This window comes from Acinetobacter sp. CY05, from assembly GCF_059515805.1.
Genome location: NZ_JCAKMW010000003.1, coordinates 45,938 through 62,348, shown reverse-complemented (window position 1 = coordinate 62,348; position 16,411 = coordinate 45,938). Strand labels below are relative to the sequence as shown.

At 43.3% G+C, this 16,411-nt stretch carries 30 protein-coding genes and 2 pseudogenes; 3 read left to right on the top strand and 29 right to left on the bottom strand.

Annotated elements, in window-relative coordinates:
• Positions 1–48 precede the first annotated feature (48 nt).
• The 3 genes from AC5YCD_RS04210 (at position 49) to AC5YCD_RS04200 (ending at position 1,615) form a co-directional block, all read left to right on the top strand.
• A complete protein-coding gene (locus AC5YCD_RS04210) occupies positions 49–255 on the top strand; it encodes a YheV family putative zinc ribbon protein (RefSeq protein WP_496128993.1) in 207 nt (68 codons plus the stop codon).
• A gap of 4 nt (positions 256–259) precedes the next feature.
• Positions 260–676, top strand: coding sequence for a hypothetical protein (locus AC5YCD_RS04205; RefSeq protein ID WP_496128835.1), 417 nt, complete (start codon positions 260–262; stop codon positions 674–676).
• 63 nt (positions 677–739) lie between these two features.
• Positions 740–1,615 carry a DMT family transporter gene (locus tag AC5YCD_RS04200; RefSeq protein WP_496128834.1) on the top strand — a complete coding sequence of 292 codons (876 nt, stop codon included), beginning with the start codon at positions 740–742 and terminating at the stop codon, positions 1,613–1,615.
• Here AC5YCD_RS04200 and AC5YCD_RS04195 read toward each other — a convergent pair.
• The 29 genes and pseudogenes from AC5YCD_RS04195 to rplD form a co-directional block, all read right to left on the bottom strand.
• On the bottom strand, positions 1,602–1,979 hold the full coding sequence (locus AC5YCD_RS04195) for a hypothetical protein (RefSeq protein WP_496128833.1): 378 nt from the start codon (positions 1,977–1,979) through the stop codon (positions 1,602–1,604). The two genes, AC5YCD_RS04200 and AC5YCD_RS04195, sit on opposite strands and share 14 nt — an antisense overlap.
• The gene (locus AC5YCD_RS04190) at positions 1,972–2,226 is read right to left on the bottom strand and encodes an FAD assembly factor SdhE (protein WP_496128832.1); all 255 of its coding nucleotides are present in this window, start codon (positions 2,224–2,226) and stop codon (positions 1,972–1,974) included. Before AC5YCD_RS04190 ends, AC5YCD_RS04195 begins: the two co-directional genes overlap by 8 nt.
• A gap of 57 nt (positions 2,227–2,283) precedes the next feature.
• Positions 2,284–3,738: pseudogene (locus AC5YCD_RS04185) on the bottom strand (flavin-containing monooxygenase).
• A gap of 140 nt (positions 3,739–3,878) precedes the next feature.
• Positions 3,879–4,244: a 50S ribosomal protein L17 gene (gene rplQ / locus AC5YCD_RS04180; protein ID WP_004691290.1), complete on the bottom strand. Its 366-nt coding sequence runs from the start codon at positions 4,242–4,244 to the stop codon at positions 3,879–3,881.
• Between the two features lie 18 nt (positions 4,245–4,262).
• On the bottom strand, positions 4,263–5,270 hold the full coding sequence (locus AC5YCD_RS04175; RefSeq protein WP_034587449.1) for a DNA-directed RNA polymerase subunit alpha: 1,008 nt from the start codon (positions 5,268–5,270) through the stop codon (positions 4,263–4,265).
• 17 nt (positions 5,271–5,287) lie between these two features.
• Positions 5,288–5,914, bottom strand: a complete 627-nt coding sequence (gene rpsD / locus AC5YCD_RS04170; RefSeq protein WP_496128831.1) for a 30S ribosomal protein S4 — start codon at positions 5,912–5,914, stop codon at positions 5,288–5,290.
• Between the two features lie 12 nt (positions 5,915–5,926).
• Complete coding sequence (gene rpsK / locus AC5YCD_RS04165; RefSeq protein ID WP_001040166.1) at positions 5,927–6,313, bottom strand: 30S ribosomal protein S11; 387 nt, start codon at positions 6,311–6,313, stop codon at positions 5,927–5,929.
• 19 nt (positions 6,314–6,332) lie between these two features.
• On the bottom strand, positions 6,333–6,689 hold the full coding sequence (gene rpsM / locus AC5YCD_RS04160; protein WP_122899928.1) for a 30S ribosomal protein S13: 357 nt from the start codon (positions 6,687–6,689) through the stop codon (positions 6,333–6,335).
• A gap of 106 nt (positions 6,690–6,795) precedes the next feature.
• A complete protein-coding gene (gene rpmJ, locus AC5YCD_RS04155; RefSeq protein WP_000867907.1) occupies positions 6,796–6,912 on the bottom strand; it encodes a 50S ribosomal protein L36 in 117 nt (38 codons plus the stop codon).
• Positions 6,913–6,932: 20 nt separating this feature from the next.
• On the bottom strand, positions 6,933–8,252 hold the full coding sequence (gene secY, locus AC5YCD_RS04150) for a preprotein translocase subunit SecY (RefSeq protein WP_171407306.1): 1,320 nt from the start codon (positions 8,250–8,252) through the stop codon (positions 6,933–6,935).
• 45 nt (positions 8,253–8,297) lie between these two features.
• Positions 8,298–8,738 (bottom strand): 50S ribosomal protein L15, encoded by a 441-nt coding sequence (gene rplO, locus AC5YCD_RS04145; RefSeq protein ID WP_496128830.1) that lies wholly within the window; start codon positions 8,736–8,738, stop codon positions 8,298–8,300.
• 3 nt (positions 8,739–8,741) lie between these two features.
• The gene (rpmD, locus tag AC5YCD_RS04140) at positions 8,742–8,918 is read right to left on the bottom strand and encodes a 50S ribosomal protein L30 (RefSeq protein WP_005094139.1); all 177 of its coding nucleotides are present in this window, start codon (positions 8,916–8,918) and stop codon (positions 8,742–8,744) included.
• A gap of 6 nt (positions 8,919–8,924) precedes the next feature.
• A complete protein-coding gene (gene rpsE, locus AC5YCD_RS04135; RefSeq protein ID WP_496128829.1) occupies positions 8,925–9,422 on the bottom strand; it encodes a 30S ribosomal protein S5 in 498 nt (165 codons plus the stop codon).
• 2 nt (positions 9,423–9,424) lie between these two features.
• On the bottom strand, positions 9,425–9,775 hold the full coding sequence (gene rplR, locus AC5YCD_RS04130) for a 50S ribosomal protein L18 (RefSeq protein ID WP_004281497.1): 351 nt from the start codon (positions 9,773–9,775) through the stop codon (positions 9,425–9,427).
• 14 nt (positions 9,776–9,789) lie between these two features.
• A complete protein-coding gene (gene rplF / locus AC5YCD_RS04125; RefSeq protein WP_122899920.1) occupies positions 9,790–10,323 on the bottom strand; it encodes a 50S ribosomal protein L6 in 534 nt (177 codons plus the stop codon).
• 13 nt (positions 10,324–10,336) lie between these two features.
• Complete coding sequence (gene rpsH / locus AC5YCD_RS04120) at positions 10,337–10,732, bottom strand: 30S ribosomal protein S8 (RefSeq protein WP_122899918.1); 396 nt, start codon at positions 10,730–10,732, stop codon at positions 10,337–10,339.
• 12 nt (positions 10,733–10,744) lie between these two features.
• A complete protein-coding gene (gene rpsN, locus AC5YCD_RS04115) occupies positions 10,745–11,050 on the bottom strand; it encodes a 30S ribosomal protein S14 (RefSeq protein ID WP_106984040.1) in 306 nt (101 codons plus the stop codon).
• A gap of 9 nt (positions 11,051–11,059) precedes the next feature.
• Complete coding sequence (gene rplE / locus AC5YCD_RS04110; RefSeq protein ID WP_496128828.1) at positions 11,060–11,596, bottom strand: 50S ribosomal protein L5; 537 nt, start codon at positions 11,594–11,596, stop codon at positions 11,060–11,062.
• Positions 11,597–11,612: 16 nt separating this feature from the next.
• The gene (rplX, locus tag AC5YCD_RS04105) at positions 11,613–11,930 is read right to left on the bottom strand and encodes a 50S ribosomal protein L24 (RefSeq protein ID WP_122899912.1); all 318 of its coding nucleotides are present in this window, start codon (positions 11,928–11,930) and stop codon (positions 11,613–11,615) included.
• A gap of 9 nt (positions 11,931–11,939) precedes the next feature.
• Positions 11,940–12,308, bottom strand: a complete 369-nt coding sequence (rplN, locus tag AC5YCD_RS04100) for a 50S ribosomal protein L14 (protein ID WP_005012978.1) — start codon at positions 12,306–12,308, stop codon at positions 11,940–11,942.
• Between the two features lie 88 nt (positions 12,309–12,396).
• Entirely contained in the window at positions 12,397–12,654 is a 258-nt protein-coding gene (gene rpsQ / locus AC5YCD_RS04095; protein WP_122899910.1) for a 30S ribosomal protein S17, read from the bottom strand.
• Positions 12,651–12,848 (bottom strand): 50S ribosomal protein L29, encoded by a 198-nt coding sequence (gene rpmC / locus AC5YCD_RS04090; protein WP_180047003.1) that lies wholly within the window; start codon positions 12,846–12,848, stop codon positions 12,651–12,653. Before rpmC ends, rpsQ begins: the two co-directional genes overlap by 4 nt.
• A complete protein-coding gene (rplP, locus tag AC5YCD_RS04085; protein ID WP_496128827.1) occupies positions 12,848–13,261 on the bottom strand; it encodes a 50S ribosomal protein L16 in 414 nt (137 codons plus the stop codon). Before rplP ends, rpmC begins: the two co-directional genes overlap by 1 nt.
• A pseudogene (gene rpsC, locus AC5YCD_RS04080) lies at positions 13,240–14,017 on the bottom strand (30S ribosomal protein S3). Before rpsC ends, rplP begins: the two are co-directional and overlap by 22 nt.
• A 1-nt stretch (position 14,018) precedes the next feature.
• Entirely contained in the window at positions 14,019–14,348 is a 330-nt protein-coding gene (gene rplV / locus AC5YCD_RS04075) for a 50S ribosomal protein L22 (protein WP_001982638.1), read from the bottom strand.
• Between the two features lie 9 nt (positions 14,349–14,357).
• Positions 14,358–14,633 (bottom strand): 30S ribosomal protein S19, encoded by a 276-nt coding sequence (gene rpsS, locus AC5YCD_RS04070; protein WP_004281508.1) that lies wholly within the window; start codon positions 14,631–14,633, stop codon positions 14,358–14,360.
• A gap of 19 nt (positions 14,634–14,652) precedes the next feature.
• Entirely contained in the window at positions 14,653–15,477 is an 825-nt protein-coding gene (rplB, locus tag AC5YCD_RS04065) for a 50S ribosomal protein L2 (RefSeq protein ID WP_122899905.1), read from the bottom strand.
• Between the two features lie 11 nt (positions 15,478–15,488).
• Entirely contained in the window at positions 15,489–15,809 is a 321-nt protein-coding gene (rplW, locus tag AC5YCD_RS04060) for a 50S ribosomal protein L23 (RefSeq protein WP_004809809.1), read from the bottom strand.
• On the bottom strand, positions 15,806–16,408 hold the full coding sequence (gene rplD, locus AC5YCD_RS04055) for a 50S ribosomal protein L4 (RefSeq protein ID WP_067731189.1): 603 nt from the start codon (positions 16,406–16,408) through the stop codon (positions 15,806–15,808). Before rplD ends, rplW begins: the two co-directional genes overlap by 4 nt.
• Between the last annotated feature and the right edge of the window lie 3 nt (positions 16,409–16,411).

Here is a 16,411-nt window from a genome sequence, read left to right as displayed (position 1 = left end):
CGCGTAAAATACGCTTCAATTTCTAAGGATAAGGTGAGGATCATGACCATGAAGCGTCGTTTTATTGCAGGTGCTAAATGTCCACGCTGTGAAGCCCAAGACCGTATTGTGATGCTCACAACAGCCGATGCTGAATGGATTGAGTGTATTGAATGCGACTACTCAGAGAATCGCCCAACTGAGGTTGAAGAACCGCAAATGCCTGAGCTTCCAGATGAAATTGGTGTGATTCAATTTAAACCACGCCAAAAATAATCGTATGCAGCGTCAAAGTTCATCACTACTTTGGTGGATGATTGTTTTACTTACCGCAATCAGTATTGCGGTAAGTAGTTATCTCTTTTTAAAACAAAAGACTGAGCCATCTGCGCTCAACGACGCTTCACAGCAAACGCAACTGTTTAAGACAGATGTAAATCCTGCATCTACACCCAAACTAGATGTACCTAAATTTCAAGCGACTCCCAATCAAGTTTTAATCGAAGAAGAATTACTCAGTGAGGCTATTCCAGAAGACGCCAGCTTGGCACAGGAAGAAATTGCTAAACAACTTGATCTTCAGCAACAACTCATCGCGCAAGAAGAAGCCTTACAACAGCAACATCTAACTGCTGATGAATTGATTCGCCTGAAAGAACAGCAGATTAAATTACTAGAACAACTACTTGCCGAATAAGAACATACAAATCTGCTGTCATGTTGCGTTAAACTGAAGCAAACACTACGCGATCTTTGCCTGATGCCTACCCCTGCTTCCTCTCAACTTATTAAAGCACTGGCTTGTCTGACTTTAGCTGCATTTTTATTTTCGGTGATGGGGGTCTGTATTCGTTATGCATCACAGAGTGTAGATAACGCTACCATTGTGTTTTTTCGCAACTTTATTGGTGTATTTATTTTTCTACCCCTGCTAATTAATAAGGGGCTAAGCTTCTTTAAAACTGAAAAATTATGGATGCACACTTGGCGCTCTGTGGTCGGTTTAACTGCCATGTATGGCTTTTTCTATGCCATTGCCCATCTTAAACTTTCAGATGCCATGGTATTTACCTATTCATCTCCCATTTTTATTCCGCTGATTGCTTGGTTATTCTTAAGAGAAAAAATCACGCCCAGTATGTTAGTTGCCGCAGGCCTAGGTTTAGTAGGTGTATTATGCGTTGCCAAGCCTGATAGTGGACTATTTAACCTGATGTCAGGCATTGGTTTAGGTGCAAGCCTCTTGGCCGCTATGGCCTTTGTTACCGTGCGTGCCTTAACAGCCACTGAACCACCAGAGCGGATTGTGTTTTATTTTTGCTTGATTGGCACACTTATTTCAATGTTACCTATGTTTTGGTTATGGCGACCTTATACTGGGCTAGAATTAAGTTTACTCATTACAGCTGGCTTACTGGCCAATATTAGCCAACTGTTTTTATCACATGCTTATAAATTAGCACCTGCCGGACAAATTGGCTCTGTAAATTATATTGCGATTATTTTTGCTGGAATCTGGGGCTATGTATTTTGGCAAGAGTTGCCCGATGGTTTAAGTTTAATTGGCTTTAGCTTAATTCTAGTTGCAATTTTACTGTGCAGTCCGCTATTTAAAAAACGCACTAATACAGCTTAGCCAATACCTTTAAACGTTTCCAGTCTTGCCAAGACAATTGATCACACCAAATGGCTAAAGGCGGATGTTGTTGAAAAAATATAATAATATATAGCCCATGATCGATGATTTTTTTAATTTGATCACGCTGCTGCTTGTCGTTTTGCTTGCTTAAGGTCCAATCCTGTTCGGCTAAATAGTCAAGTTGAAGGATGCGATCTTGATTATAAAAATATAAGTAACTCAAGACCAAGAGCAGTATGCCAGCGCCCAATAGCCATAGGCTCAGTGTCATTGCCAATACAGCAATGATCACTGAAGCAAGCACAAACTGAAAACATAACGCTAAATAACTACGTTTCAGTTGAAAGCAGCTGTTAGCCATGAACGTAATGTTTAAGCTTATTAATTAAGGCACGCATTGCTGGACGTGGTGGCTCAGACACCTCCATAAACCAGTCTAATAAATCCGGATCTTCTTGTTCCACCAAGGCAGCAAAGGTGGCTTTTTCTTCAGCATCTGCTTGTAAATAATAGTTTTTCACATAAGGATCGAAATATACATCAATTTCTTTTAACCCACGACGCGCACGATAAATTACCTTACGTTCTTCTAAACTCATTTCTTGCATTGCATTTTCCAACAGTAACGATCTATTTTTAAGTGTAACCGATTTAAAAGCTGATGTTCAGTGCTTAAAAAACAAAGTGCCATCATCAAAGCTTGCTTTACGCAAATGCTTTTGATCTGCAAAATAATTATGCTCAGTTAACCAAGGCGCATGACTACCCTGCTTAGGCAATAAATGCCTTGCCCGCTGAATATAACCAGAATTCAGCCCGTCCATAATGGTCTGCTCAGTCATCTGTATATCGGCGCTGCTCGCAAGCACTTGGCTGTAGGCATTTTTTTGCATAAAGCGCCAAAGACGACATAAATACTGTGCAACTAAATCTACTTTCAAGGTCCATGAGGCATTGATATAACCAATAATAAGGGCAAAGTTGGGCACATCATTAATTAAAGTACTGTGATAAAGCATACGCTGAGCTATATCAATTGGCTGATCATCTACATACTTACTGCAAGCCACCTAAAACCTGTAAATTTAAACCGGTAGCACTCACAATGAGATCCGCATCTAAATATTGTCCTGACTTTAAAATTAAACCATGTTGGCTCAATTCAGCAATTTCGTCTGTGATAATCGTGGCTTGCTGAGTGTTTAAGGTTGCAAATAAATCACCATCAGGCACTACACATAGACGTTGCTGCCATGGCATATAGTGCGGCTGAAAGTGCCTTAAATCTCGCCTATTTTGTAATTGGCGATCAACTTGCTTAAGCAGTAACTTTTTTAATAATCTAGGCTGCTTCTGCGCAACATAATATAAACTACGCTGAGTCAAAATATTACGACCGCGAACAATTTGATAGGCTAACTTGTCTGGCAGTTGAGCGCGCAAGCTTTGATATAAACGATCCTCAGCTGCAACACTCACGACATAACTAGGTGAGCGTTGTAGCATAGTGACATGGGCTGCGCCGCCTTTCACCAAGGCAGGCACTAAAGTCACTGCTGTCGCCCCACTCCCAATGACTACGATTTTTTTATTTTTATAATCGAGCTCCTGTGGCCAATGCTGCGGATGAATCAGTTGTCCTTGAAAATTTTCTTGACCCTGAAAATAAGGTTGATAGGGATTTTGATAGTCATAATAGCCCGTACAGCCCACCACAAATTGCGCCCAGATTTCAGAGCAGCGACCTGTCGAATCTTGAAGGCTTAATTTCCAGCATTTTTTATCCGAATAATAATGTGCCTGCATGACACGCGTATTAAATTGCATCTGGGCTTTGAGTTGATACTCCTCAACCACTTCCTGCAAATAATTTTGGATCGATACAGCATCAGCCAGTAAAGTATTTTTATTCCAAGCTTTAAAAGCAAAGCCAAATGTCGCCATGTCTGAATCAGAGCGAATACCCGGGTATTTAAATAAATCCCAAGTACCACCAATGCAATGACGCGCCTCTAAAATTAGAAATTTTTGCTGCGGGTTATTTTTTTTAGATGAACGGCAAGACCAATACCGGAAATTCCAGCACCAATAATAACGGTGTCTATGACTTGTGGATGCATTGCTCATCCTTAACTGAGCTTAAACAGCATTTTATGATCTAGAAAAATAATTGTTAGAAGAGTTTTAGTTACAAAAAGACAATAAAAAAGACCGGTGAAACACCGGTCTTTTTTAGAACAACTGAACAGTTCTTGCGAAATTATTTAACTTCGCGATCTACTAGTTCAACGTAAGCCATCGGTGCAGCATCACCTGCACGGAAGCCCGCTTTAAGAACACGTAGATAACCGCCGTTACGCTCTTTGTAACGAGGGCCAAGAACGGTAAATAATTTACCAACAGTTGCTGCTGAACGAGTACGAGCAAACGCTAAACGGCGGTTTGCAACAGTATCGTTTTTAGCTAAAGTGATTAAAGGCTCAGCTACACGACGTAACTCTTTTGCTTTAGGCACAGTAGTTTTGATTAACTCGTGCTCGAACAAAGAATTAGCCATGTTTTGGAACATCGCTTTGCGATGACTGCTTGTACGGCCTAATTTCACACCACTATTACGATGACGCATGGTGATAGTCCTACTTAATTAACGGCTACGATAGGCAAAGCGATCGTCCATGCGGAGGCTAGCCGGTGGCCAGTTCTCTAAACGCATGCCGAGCTGTAAGCCTTTCGATGCCAGAACATCTTTGATCTCAGTAAGCGACTTTTTACCAAGGTTAGGAGTTTTGAGTAACTCAACCTCAGTGCGCTGAACAAGATCACCAATGTAGTAAATGTTTTCTGCTTTCAAACAGTTAGCAGAACGAACAGTAAGCTCTAGATCATCTACTGGACGAAGCAAGATTGGATCAACTTCCTCGCGAGGTTCTTGAGCAACTGGTGCTTGATCTTTTTGCAGGTCAACAAAAATCGCGATTTGTTGTTGCAAGATCGTTGCTGCCTTACGAATTGCTTCTTCAGGATCAACAGTACCATTTGTTTCAAGATCAATGATCAGTTTATCAAGGTCAGTACGTTGTTCTACACGAGCGTTTTCCACTGTGTAAGACACACGTTTGATCGGGCTATAAGAAGCATCTAACTGTAAGCGACCTACAGGGCGAGTTTCGCCTTCAGGGAAGCGTGAGTCAGAAGTCTCATAACCACGGCCTTGAGCAACTTTAAGGCGCATTTTAAGATTGCCAGTAGCACTTAATGTGCCGATCAAATGCTCAGGGTTAACCACTTCAACATTATGAGGTAAACGAAGATCAGCGGCAGTTACGTCGCCAGGACCTTGTTTCTCTAATGTTAAATAAGCTTCATTTTGATCGAACAGCTTAATAGACAATCCTTTTAGGTTCAGCAAGAGCTCGACGATGTCCTGCTGCAAGCCTTCCAAAGTACTGTACTCGTGCTCAACACCTTCAATCTCTACTTCAACCACAGCTGCGCCAGGTAAAGAAGAAAGAAGGATGCGACGTAAAGCATTGCCCAGAGTATGACCAAAGCCACGCTCTAAGGGTTCTAGAATAACTTTTGCCGAGGTCCCGCTTGCCGCTTCGACCTTGATCGCTTGCGGAGTTAGAAACTCATTTGCAGTACGCGTCATTATTGCTACCTCAAGGATTATTTAGAATACAATTCTACAATCAAGCTTTCGTTGATTTCAGCAGGTAAATCAGAACGATCAGGTGCAGATTTGAATGTACCTTCAAGTTTTGAATGATCTACTTCGATCCATGAAGCTGTACCACGTTGAGCAGCTAATTCAATTGCGTTTTTGATACGTAATTGTTGTTTAGCGCCTTCGTGAACTGCAATCACGTCACCAGCTTTAACTTGGATAGAAGCGATGTTAACGCGACGACCATTTAAAGTGATTGAACGGTGAGATACTAACTGACGAGCTTCTGCACGTGTAGAACCAAAACCCATACGATAAACAACGTTATCAAGACGGCTTTCAAGTAACTTTAATAAGTTCTCACCAGTTGCGCCTTTAACACGAGCTGCTTCTTTGTAGTAGTTACTAAATTGACGTTCTAAAACACCGTACATACGACGTACTTTTTGTTTTTCACGTAATTGTAGTGAGTACTCAGATTGTTTGCTACCACGAGCGCCGCCATGTTGACCAGGCGCTTTAGCATGTTTTTTAGTCTTAACGTCAAACGGTTTAACGCCAGATTTTAATTGCAGGTCTGTCCCTTCGCGGCGAGAGAGTTTGCATTTTGGACCAATATAACGAGCCATGAATGTTTCTCCTTACACGCGACGTTTTTTAGGTGGACGGCAACCGTTGTGAGGAATTGGTGTCACATCGGTAATGCTGTTAATCTTATAACCCACTGCGCCTAATGCACGAACCGCAGATTCACGACCTGGACCAGGACCTTTTACAAGGACGTCCAAGTTTTTCAAACCGTAGTCTAAAGCTGCTTTACCAGCAACTTCAGCAGCTACCTGAGCAGCGAACGGAGTTGATTTACGTGATCCACGGAAGCCTTGTCCACCTGAAGTGGCCCAAGCCAATGCATTACCTTGACGATCGGTAATCGTTACAATGGTGTTATTAAAAGACGCGTGAATGTGTGCAACACCTTCAGAGACGGTACGAGTGACCTTCTTGCGTGTGCGAGTATCTTTAGCCATCTTTTAGCTTCCAGAAATCTTACTTTTTAATCGGTTTGCGCGGACCTTTACGGGTACGTGCGTTAGTTTTTGTGCGTTGACCGCGGACAGGCAAGCTACGACGATGACGAAGACCACGGTAGCAGCCTAAATCCATTAAACGTTTAATGTTCATGGAAATTTCGCGACGTAAGTCACCTTCGGTAGGAACCTTAGCAACTTCTGCACGAATCGCATCAAGCTGAGCATCGTCCAACTCACGAATCTTAGTAGTTGTTTCGATACCAACAGCAGCTAAGATTTGCTTAGCAGTGTGGCGACCGATACCAAAGATATACGTAAGGGAGATAACAGCATGCTTGTTATCCGGAATGTTTACACCGGCAATACGAGCCATTCACTTTCTCCAAAAAGGCAGTAGAGATAATCAACCGCCCCACAAAAATCTTGAGGGGCGGATAATAACCTAATTAGCCTACTGAAATCAACAGGTCTTGATTAGATTAACCTTGACGCTGCTTATGACGAGGTTCTGCGCTACAAATTACGCGAATAACCCCATTACGACGGATAACTTTACAGCTACCACAAATTTTCTTTACAGAAGCTTGTACTTTCATGATGAAACCTCTAAGTGCGCTTATCCCTTAGGATGAGCAGTCGTTTTTCTCATTAGGGTTTGATTATCATATTGATGCGAGGTGAGATGAGCTTGTAGCTGAGCCATAAAGTCCATCACCACAACAACTACAATCAGTAACGATGTGCCCCCTAAGCTAAATGGAATACCAAATGAGCTTTGTAGCACCATTGGCATCAAACACACCACTGTAATGTAGATCGCGCCAATAAAGGTCAAACGATTGAGAATATGATCTAAGTAACGAGCAGTTTGCTCACCTGGGCGTATACCGGGCACATAAGCTCCACTACGCTTTAAATTCTCGGAAACTTCTTTCGGGCTAAATACTAGCGCAGTATAGAAATAACAGAAGAAGATAATTAACGCACCAAAGAGTACCAAATATAGTGGTTGTCCAGGCGACAAAACGAGTGCCAAATCTTGTAGGCCACGCTTAATTAAACCTGCATCAGGATCGGCACTACCGACCCACTGACCTAAGCTCGCTGGGAACAAAAGCAATGAGCTGGCAAAAATTGCCGGAATCACACCCGCCATATTAATTTTTAATGGCAAATGTGTCTGTTGCGCGGTAAACACACGACGACCTTGTTGTTTTTGAGCATAGTTTACCGGAATACGACGTTGCGCTTTCTCGATAAACACGATTGCTGCCAATACCGCTAATGATAACAGAGCGAAGATCGCTAAGCCAATTAAACTTGACTGTCCGCTGTCAATAGAGGTGAAAGATTGCATTACCAATGTTGGCAAGCCTGCAACAATACCCGCGAAGATAATCATGGAAATACCATTACCTACCCCGCGTTCAGTGATCTGCTCACCCAACCACATCAAGAACATTGTACCCGCAACCAATGAAGTGACGGCTGGAATGTAAAAAGCAAGTCCTGACGTTAAGGTAATCCCTTGACTAATCAGACCTGCACACATACCAATCGACTGCACTAAGGCTAAGAACAGCGTTCCTTGTCGTGTATATTGGTTAATCTTACGCTTACCCTGCTCGCCTTCTTTTTTCAAAGCTTCGAGCGATGGAACCACCGTTGACATTAACTGCACAATAATAGAGGCAGAAATGTAAGGCATAATCCCAAGAGCAAGAATAGACATTCGCTCTAATGCACCACCTGAGAACATATTAAACAAACCCAGGATTGTGCCTGAGTTTGCATTAAATAAATTCTCAAGGGCAGCATTATCGATACCCGGTACTGGAATATGCGCTCCTAGTCGAAAGACCAGCAGCGCACCAATGAGAAACATCATTCGGCGAATAATTTCACGATATTTCACGTGAAATGGCTGACCTTTCATCATGTTAACATGACCTGTAGAACTAGGAGTCATAGACACTGGAGATTACTCCTCGACTTTACCGCCAGCAGCTTCAACAGCAGCTTTAGCGCCTTTAGTCAACACAACACCTTGAATAGTGAATGCGCGAGTAATTTCACCAGAAAGTACGATACGAGCACGTAACATATCTTTACGTACAACGTTTGCAGCTTTTAAAGTTTCAAGAGAAACGATATCGCCTTCAACTTTGTTAAGCTCAGATAAACGTACTTCAGCAGTTTTCAATGCCTGTTGGCTAGTGAAGCCGAATTTAGGCAAACGACGATAAAGTGCTGTTTGACCGCCTTCGAAACCAGGACGAGTACCACCGCTCTTACGTGAGTTTTGACCTTTGACACCACGGCCACCAGTCTTACCAACGCCAGAACCGATACCACGGCCTAAACGAAGGTTGTCACGTTTAGCACCTTCTGCAGGTGCAATTGTATTTAAACGCAGAGTCATGGCTTATTCCTCTACACTAACCATATAGTATACTTGGTTGATCATACCACGGTTAGAAGGCGTATCTTGCACTTCTACAGTATGACCAATACGACGCAGACCTAAACCTTGAAGGCTAAGCTTGTGATTTTTCAAGCGGTGCGATGCAGATTTAGTCTGGGTAACTTTAATCGTTTTCATGATTGATTACCCTTGAATTTGTTCTACTGATAAACCACGTTTCGCAGCAACTTTCTCAGGAGAAGTCATATCACGCAAACCATTGAAAGTCGCGTTTACTACGTTAGCAGCGTTAGTAGAACCATAACATTTAGTCAGTACGTTACGTACACCCACAGCTTCTAGAACTGCACGCATAGCACCACCAGCAATTACACCAGTACCTTCAGAAGCAGGTTGCATGTAAATGCGGCTTGCGCCGTGACGAGCGTTGATCGGGTGTTGAACAGTACCGTCAACAAGGTCAACAGTAATCATGTTACGACGAGCAGCTTCAAGTGCTTTAGAAATAGCAGCTGGAACTTCACGTGCTTTACCACGACCAAAACCTACGCGACCATTACCATCACCCACAACAGTTAATGCTGTGAAAGAGAAGATACGACCACCCTTAACAACTTTGGCAACACGATCAACGGCTACCAGCTTTTCAACAAGACCTTCGTTTTGTTCAACTTTAGCCATGATTAGAACTCCAAGCCGTTTTCACGAGCAGCATCAGCCAAGGCTTTGATACGACCATGATATTTGAAACCAGAACGGTCAAATGCAACTTTAGTTACACCAGCAGCTTTCGCACGCTCTGCAATTAAAGCACCAACTTTTTGAGCCGCTTCAACGTTACCAGTTGTACCAGCACGTAGAGTAGCGTCTAAAGTAGAAGCTTGCGCTAATACTTTGCCACCATCTGCTGAGATAACTTGAGCATAGATGTGACGCGGAGTGCGGTTTACACACAAACGAGTCGCACCCAACGCACGGATGTGCAAGCGTGTGCTTTTCGCACGACGCAAACGGGATTGTTTCTTTTCGTTCATAAGAACCTCGCGCCTTATTTCTTCTTAGCTTCTTTACGAAGTACAACTTCGTCAGAATAACGAACACCTTTACCTTTATACGGCTCTGGTGGACGGTAACCACGGATATCTGCAGCAACTTGACCTAGAGCAGCTTTGTCAGCTGATTTAAGTACGATTTCAGTTGCTGTAGGAGTTTCAGCAGTTACACCTTCAGGAAGGTTGTAATCGATCGGGTGAGAGAAACCAAGGTTAAGGTTAACAACGTTACCTTTAACCGCAGCTTTATAACCAACACCGATAAGCTGTAACTTACGTTCGAAACCTTCGCTAACACCTTTTACAAGGTTGTTAAGCACAGCGCGAGCAGTACCAGCTTGCATCCAAGCGTCTTTCGACTCAGCTTTTGGAGCAATAACTAGAGTACCGTCTTCCTGTTTAAGCTCGACCAGCGCATGCAGGTTGAAAGACAATGTACCTTTAGTGCCTTTCACTTCGACCTGCCGGCCGTTCTGAGTAACTGTAACACCGTTAGGTACAGTTACTGGGGCTTTAGCCACACGAGACATGAGGAATCACCTATTAAGAAACAAAAGCAATAACTTCACCACCGATGCCCGCAGCACGTGCAGCGCGATCAGTCATGATGCCTTTGCTTGTAGAAACAATTGCAATACCTAAACCTTGCTTAACGCTTGGAAGTGCATCTTTACCGCGATATTGACGTAGACCAGGACGGCTTACGCGTTTCACAGTTTCGATAACTGGTTTGCCTTCGAAATATTTTAAAGTCAAAGTAAGCGTTGCTTTACCTTCGGCATCAGCAACCGCTACTTCAGCGATATAACCTTCTTGTTTAAGAACGTTAGCGATCGCAACTTTTAACTTAGAGTTTGGCATAGAAACAGTTTGTTTCTTCGCCATTTGCGCGTTACGAACACGTGTTAACATGTCGGCAACGGTATCTTGCATACTCATTTATAGTGCTCCTTACCAGCTTGCCTTAACAACGCCAGGTACATCACCTTGCATTACTGTATCACGTAGTTTGTTACGGCTTAGACCGAACTTACGGAAGTAACCGTGAGGACGACCAGTCAAACCACAACGGTTACGTAGACGTACTGGAGATGCATTACGTGGTAATGCTTGTAATTTCATCATCGCTTCGAAACGTTCTTCGTCTGATGCATTTACGTTTGCAATCGTTGCTTTTAATTCAGCACGTTTTGCAGCAAATTTTGCAACAGTAGCTTCGCGTTTCAATTCGCGATTAATCATACCTTTCTTAGCCATATCGACCTCTTATTTGAACGGGAAGCCGAATGCACGCATAAGCGCACGGCCTTCGTCATCGGTGCGAGCAGTCGTAGTAATGGTAATGTCCATACCACGAATACGATCAATCTTATCAAAATCGATTTCAGGGAACATGATTTGTTCCTTAAGACCCATTGAGTAGTTACCACGACCGTCGAATGATTTCGCAGAGAAACCACGGAAGTCACGGATACGAGGGATCGCGATAGAGATCAAACGGTCTAAGAATTCGTACATACGTTCGCCGCGTAAAGTAACTTTACAACCAATCGGCCAACCATCACGGATTTTGAAACCAGCGATTGATTTACGCGCTAATGTAAGCACTGGTTTTTGACCAGCAATTGCTTGCATATCAGCTAAAGCACCATCAAGGAGTTTTTTATCAGCAGAAGCTGCACCAACACCCATGTTGATAGTAATTTTTGTAATGCGTGGAATTTCCATCACATTCTTAACGCCCAATACTTCTTGTAACTGAGCTTTAAGTTCGTCGTTGTAACGTGTTTTAAGTCTGGCCATAGCCTAATTCAACCTATTACTTCGCTACCGCCACTGATTCACCAGTAGATTTGAATACGCGAGTTTTCACGCCTTCTACTACTTGGTAACCAACACGGTCAGCCTTTTGGGTTGCAGCATTAAAAATTGCCACGTTTGAGATATGAAGCGTAGCTTCTTGTGTAACGATAGCGCCTTCAGCACCCGTTGCACGGTTCGGCTTTTGATGCTTCTTAACCAAGTTCAAGCCTTCAACAAGAACGCGGTCATTAGAAACTGACAATACAGTACCCTGTTTGCCTTTTTCTTTACCTGCGATCACAATTACTTGATCGCCCTTTTTAATCTTAGCCATGAGTGCCTCTTATAGAACTTCAGGAGCCAATGAAATAATTTTCATGAACTGTTCAGTACGAAGTTCACGAGTCACTGGTCCGAAAATACGAGTCGCAATCGGCGCTTTGTTGTTGTTCAAAATAACAGCAGCGTTATCGTCGAAACGAATCACTGAACCGTCTGCACGACGGATGCCGAATTTTGTACGTACAACTACAGCATTCATCACGTCGCCTTTTTTAACACGAGCGCGTGGAATTGCTTCTTTTACAGTAACTTTAATGATGTCGCCAACAGAAGCATAACGACGATGTGAACCACCAAGTACTTTGATACATTGTACGCGGCGAGCACCACTGTTGTCTGCTACGTCGAGCATACTTTCGGTTTGAATCATTGCCCTACTCCAAAACCGAGCAACATCGGTCAGAATTTCGAAAGGCTCAAAGAGTACTCGAAATTGACCGATGATGCAAGAACGTTAATTACTCAGCTGCTGCTTCAATAACTTCAACTAAAGTCCAAGACTTAGTTTTAGACATTGGGCGGCATTCTTTGATTGTTACAACATCACCAGCTTTAGCTGTGTTGTTTTCATCATGAGCGTGTAATTTTGTTGAACGGCGGATTGATTTGCCATACAACGGGTGTTGAACGCGGCGTTCGATAAGAACAACGATAGACTTGTCCATCTTGTCGCTTACTACTTTGCCTGTTAACGTGCGAACTGTTTGCTCACTCATTGTCCGTTCCCCTGTTTTTCGGTAAGGAGGGTCTTAATACGAGCAATAGTTTTACGAGTTAACGCAACTTCATGCGATTTACCCAATTGACCAGTTGCTTTCGCCATACGAAGACGGAATTGGTTAAGCTGTTGCTCATCAAGCAAAGCTTTCAACTCTTCTACCGACTTTTCACGTAGATCTTTAGTTTTCATTACATCACCGTCTTAGTAACGATAGTCGTTTTGAACGGAAGTTTAGCAGCAGCAAGAATAAATGCTTCACGCGCTAATTCTTCGTTTACGCCATCAATTTCGTACAAGACTTTACCTGGTTTGATTTCACAAACCCAGTATTCCACAGAACCTTTACCTTTACCCATACGAACTTCTAATGGTTTATTAGTGATCGGTTTGTCTGGGAAAACACGGATAAAGATCTTACCACCACGTTTAATACGACGGCTGATTGTACGACGAGCTGCTTCGATTTGACGTGCAGTCATACGACCACGTTCAAGCGATTTAAGCGCGATAGTACCGAAAGATACTGAGCTACCGCGATGCGCAAGACCAGTGTTACGGCCTTTTTGCACCTTACGGAATTTCATACGTTTAGGTTGCAACATGGATTATTCTCCTTTTTCAGCAGAACGATCATTGCGACGACCACGACGCTCTTGACCTTCACCACGACCGCGACCGCGTTTAGCTGGACGTTCTTCAGCAGGAGCTGGGTTCATGACTTGTTTCATGCCACCAAGGATCTCACCGCGGAATACCCAAACTTTAACACCAATCGTACCGTAAGTAGTCTCAGCACGTACTGAAGAGTAGTCGATGTCCGCACGAAGTGTATGTAGAGGTACACGACCTTCACGATACCATTCTGTACGAGCGATCTCAGCACCACCTAAACGGCCTGAAACTTCAACTTTAATACCTTTAGCACCAGCACGCATAGAGTTTTGAACCGCACGCTTCATAGCACGACGGAACATTACACGTTTTTCTAATTGAGAAGCGATACCTTCAGCAACTAGACGCGCGTCTAAGTCTGGACGATCGATTTCGTTGATGCTTACTTGCGCAGGAACACCCATAATAGATGTTAATTCGCGTTGTAATTTCTCAATGTCTTCGCCTTTTTTACCGATAACGATACCAGGACGAGCAGTGCTAATAGTAATTTTAGCAGCGCCAGTAGGACGTTCGATAAGAATGTTGCTTACCATTGCGTTCTTAAGTTTTTTGTTTAAAAACTCACGAACTTGCAAATCTTTAAGCAAGTATTCAGCGTATTGTTTCGGACTCGCATACCAGTTAGCGTTATGACGTTTCACAACACCTAGGCGGATACCGATTGGATGAACCTTCTGACCCATATCAAACCCCTACCTTAACGGTGATGTGACAAGTACGCTTAGTAATACGATCTGCACGGCCTTTAGCACGTGGCATAATACGTTTTAGGCTCATGCCTTCATCAACGTAGATCGTAGAAACTTTAAGATCGTCTACATCTAAACTGTTATTATGTTCAGCGTTTGCAATCGCAGATTCCAATGCTTTTTTAACTAAAACAGCAGCTTTTTTGTTGCTGAAGTTTAAAATGTTTAAAGCATGCGCAACAGATTTGCCGCGGATCAAGTCTGCAACCAAACGTGCTTTTTGTGCCGAGATAGCGGCACCGCGTAATTTAGCAGTAACTTCCATCATAGCACCTTAGCGTTTAGATTTCTTGTCAACACCGTGACCACGATAGGTACGAGTTGGCGCGAATTCACCGAGTTTATGACCAACCATATGTTCAGATACGATTACTGGAACATGGTTACGGCCATTATGAACAGAAATTGTTAAACCAACAAAATCCGGGAGGATCATCGAACGACGCGACCAAGTTTTGATCGGCTTACGGTTATTAGCCGCGATAGCCGCTTCAACCTTAGCGAACAAGTGCGCATCGACGAATGGGCCTTTTTTCAGAGAACGAGGCATTGTCAGATTCCTTTACTTGTTACTTAACGCGACGGTCGCGAATAATCATCTTAGTCGTACGCTTGTTGGTACGTGTCTTGTACCCTTTAGCTTTTTGACCCCATGGGCTTACAGGTTGAATACCTTTGTTACGCCCTTCACCACCACCGTGTGGATGGTCAACTGGGTTCATCGCCATACCACGAACGGTAGGACGAACACCACGCCAGCGTGATGCACCAGCTTTACCTAGTGAACGAAGGTTGCTTTCTGAGTTAGATACTTCACCTAACACAGCACGGCATTCAACGTGAATTTTACGCATCTCGCCTGAACGAAGACGAACGATAGCGTAAGAACCGTCACGACCCAACAATTGAACTGAAGTACCAGCAGAACGAGCTAATTGCGCGCCTTTACCGATTTTAAGTTCGATGTTGTGAAGAGTAGAACCGATAGGCATGTTGCGAAGCGGTAAGCAGTTACCTGGACGAATTGGAGCATCGTTACCAGATTGTACTTTATCGCCAGCGCGAAGGCCTTTAGGCGCGATGATGTAACGACGTTCACCATCAGCATACAATACAAGTGCAATGTGTGCAGTACGGTTAGGATCGTATTCAATACGCTCTACAGTTGCAGGAATACCATCTTTGTTACGTTTGAAGTCAACTAGACGGTAGTGCTGCTTATGACCGCCACCAACGTGACGAGTCGTGATGTGACCGTTGTTATTACGGCCGCCAGTACGCTTTTTAGCTTCTACTAATGGAGCGTATGGTGCGCCTTTGTGAAGATGGTCGTGAACGACTTTCTCTACAAAGCGACGTCCTGGAGACGTTGGCTTACATTTTTGAATAGGCATAGTTTTCGTCCTTATTCCGCTGCGCTTTCAGCGGCATCGCCCAAGTCAGCCATTTCAACATCTTGGCCAGCTTTCAGGGTGACGTATGCTTTTTTAACATCAGAACGACGTCCGATAGTTTTACCAAAGCGTTTAGTCTTACCTTTAGTGATCGTTGTGTTAACTTTAACAACTTGAACACCAAATAATTGCTCAACAGCTTTTTTGATTTCAAGTTTAGTTGCATCAGTCGCAACTTTAAAAACTTGAACACCAGCAGTTTCGCCTAAAACTTGAGCTTTTTCAGAGAATACAGGTCCTTGAAGGACTTGATATAAACGTTCGTTGTTCATCCGAGTTCTACCTCAATTTTCTTAGCAGCAGCTACAGACATAACAACTTTGTCAAACGCAATCAAGCTAACAGGATCAATCGCAGTCGCATCAACCACATCAACGTGTGGAATGTTACGAGCAGCTAGATACAAGTTCTCATCAACAGCATCAGTAACGATTAATGCGCGAGTGGCATTTAAGTCGTTAAGTTTTGCAAGCAATTCTTTAGTTTTTGGAGCAGCAACAGCAAACTCTTCAACTAAAACTAAGCGATCTTGACGAACAAGTTCAGCTAGGATGCATTGCATAGCACCGCGGTACATTTTACGGTTTACTTTTTGAGACCAGTCTTGTGGACGAGCAGCAAAAGTTTTACCACCGCCAACCCAGATTGGGCTACGAATAGAACCAGCACGTGCACGGCCAGTACCTTTTTGACGGAATGGCTTTTTACCACCGCCAGATACGTCAGCACGAGATTTCTGAGCTTTCGAACCTTGACGACCACCAGCTAAGTAAGCTGTAACAACTTGGTGTACAAGAGCTTCGTTAAATTCACGACCGAAAGCAACTTCAGATAATTCAACAGCAGAGCCGGAAACAGTATTTAAATTCACTTT

Bases quoted from the DNA above. Each gene is read 5' to 3' on its own strand.
- rplV (WP_001982638.1), bottom strand. From the start codon at position 14,348: ATGGAAGTTACTGCTAAATTACGCGGTGCCGCTATCTCGGCACAAAAA.
- rpmD (WP_005094139.1), bottom strand. From the start codon at position 8,918: ATGAAAACGATTAAAGTTACCCAGACTAAATCTGCATCGCACCGCTTG.
- rplN (WP_005012978.1), bottom strand. From the start codon at position 12,308: ATGATTCAAACCGAAAGTATGCTCGACGTAGCAGACAACAGTGGTGCT.
- AC5YCD_RS04190 (WP_496128832.1), bottom strand. From the start codon at position 2,226: ATGCAAGAAATGAGTTTAGAAGAACGTAAGGTAATTTATCGTGCGCGT.
- rplF (WP_122899920.1), bottom strand. From the start codon at position 10,323: ATGTCTCGTGTGGCTAAAGCCCCAGTAACTGTACCTAACGGTGTTACA.
- secY (WP_171407306.1), bottom strand. From the start codon at position 8,252: ATGAAAGGTCAGCCATTTCACGTGAAATATCGTGAAATTATTCGCCGA.
- rpmJ (WP_000867907.1), bottom strand. From the start codon at position 6,912: ATGAAAGTACAAGCTTCTGTAAAGAAAATTTGTGGTAGCTGTAAAGTT.
- rpsQ (WP_122899910.1), bottom strand. From the start codon at position 12,654: ATGAGTGAGCAAACAGTTCGCACGTTAACAGGCAAAGTAGTAAGCGAC.
- rplR (WP_004281497.1), bottom strand. From the start codon at position 9,775: ATGAACGAAAAGAAACAATCCCGTTTGCGTCGTGCGAAAAGCACACGC.
- AC5YCD_RS04205 (WP_496128835.1), top strand. From the start codon at position 260: ATGCAGCGTCAAAGTTCATCACTACTTTGGTGGATGATTGTTTTACTT.
- rpmC (WP_180047003.1), bottom strand. From the start codon at position 12,848: ATGAAAACTAAAGATCTACGTGAAAAGTCGGTAGAAGAGTTGAAAGCT.
- rpsD (WP_496128831.1), bottom strand. From the start codon at position 5,914: ATGGCTCGTTATATTGGTCCAAAATGCAAACTCTCTCGCCGCGAAGGG.
- rpsH (WP_122899918.1), bottom strand. From the start codon at position 10,732: ATGAGTATGCAAGATACCGTTGCCGACATGTTAACACGTGTTCGTAAC.
- rpsN (WP_106984040.1), bottom strand. From the start codon at position 11,050: ATGGCTAAGAAAGGTATGATTAATCGCGAATTGAAACGCGAAGCTACT.
- rpsE (WP_496128829.1), bottom strand. From the start codon at position 9,422: ATGGCTAAAGTTGAACAAAACGAAGGTCTTGTTGAAAAGCTGGTAGCC.
- AC5YCD_RS04210 (WP_496128993.1), top strand. From the start codon at position 49: ATGAAGCGTCGTTTTATTGCAGGTGCTAAATGTCCACGCTGTGAAGCC.
- rplP (WP_496128827.1), bottom strand. From the start codon at position 13,261: ATGTTGCAACCTAAACGTATGAAATTCCGTAAGGTGCAAAAAGGCCGT.
- rplE (WP_496128828.1), bottom strand. From the start codon at position 11,596: ATGGCCAGACTTAAAACACGTTACAACGACGAACTTAAAGCTCAGTTA.
- rpsK (WP_001040166.1), bottom strand. From the start codon at position 6,313: ATGGCTAAAGATACTCGCACACGCAAGAAGGTCACTCGTACCGTCTCT.
- AC5YCD_RS04200 (WP_496128834.1), top strand. From the start codon at position 740: ATGCCTACCCCTGCTTCCTCTCAACTTATTAAAGCACTGGCTTGTCTG.
- rpsS (WP_004281508.1), bottom strand. From the start codon at position 14,633: ATGCCTCGTTCTCTGAAAAAAGGCCCATTCGTCGATGCGCACTTGTTC.
- rpsM (WP_122899928.1), bottom strand. From the start codon at position 6,689: ATGGCTCGTATTGCCGGTGTAAACATTCCGGATAACAAGCATGCTGTT.
- rplB (WP_122899905.1), bottom strand. From the start codon at position 15,477: ATGCCTATTCAAAAATGTAAGCCAACGTCTCCAGGACGTCGCTTTGTA.
- rplO (WP_496128830.1), bottom strand. From the start codon at position 8,738: ATGACTCTGCGTTTAAATACAATTGCACCTGCAGAAGGTGCTAAACGT.
- AC5YCD_RS04175 (WP_034587449.1), bottom strand. From the start codon at position 5,270: ATGACGCGTACTGCAAATGAGTTTCTAACTCCGCAAGCGATCAAGGTC.
- AC5YCD_RS04195 (WP_496128833.1), bottom strand. From the start codon at position 1,979: ATGGCTAACAGCTGCTTTCAACTGAAACGTAGTTATTTAGCGTTATGT.
- rplQ (WP_004691290.1), bottom strand. From the start codon at position 4,244: ATGCGTCATCGTAATAGTGGTGTGAAATTAGGCCGTACAAGCAGTCAT.
- rplX (WP_122899912.1), bottom strand. From the start codon at position 11,930: ATGGCTAAGATTAAAAAGGGCGATCAAGTAATTGTGATCGCAGGTAAA.
- rplW (WP_004809809.1), bottom strand. From the start codon at position 15,809: ATGAACAACGAACGTTTATATCAAGTCCTTCAAGGACCTGTATTCTCT.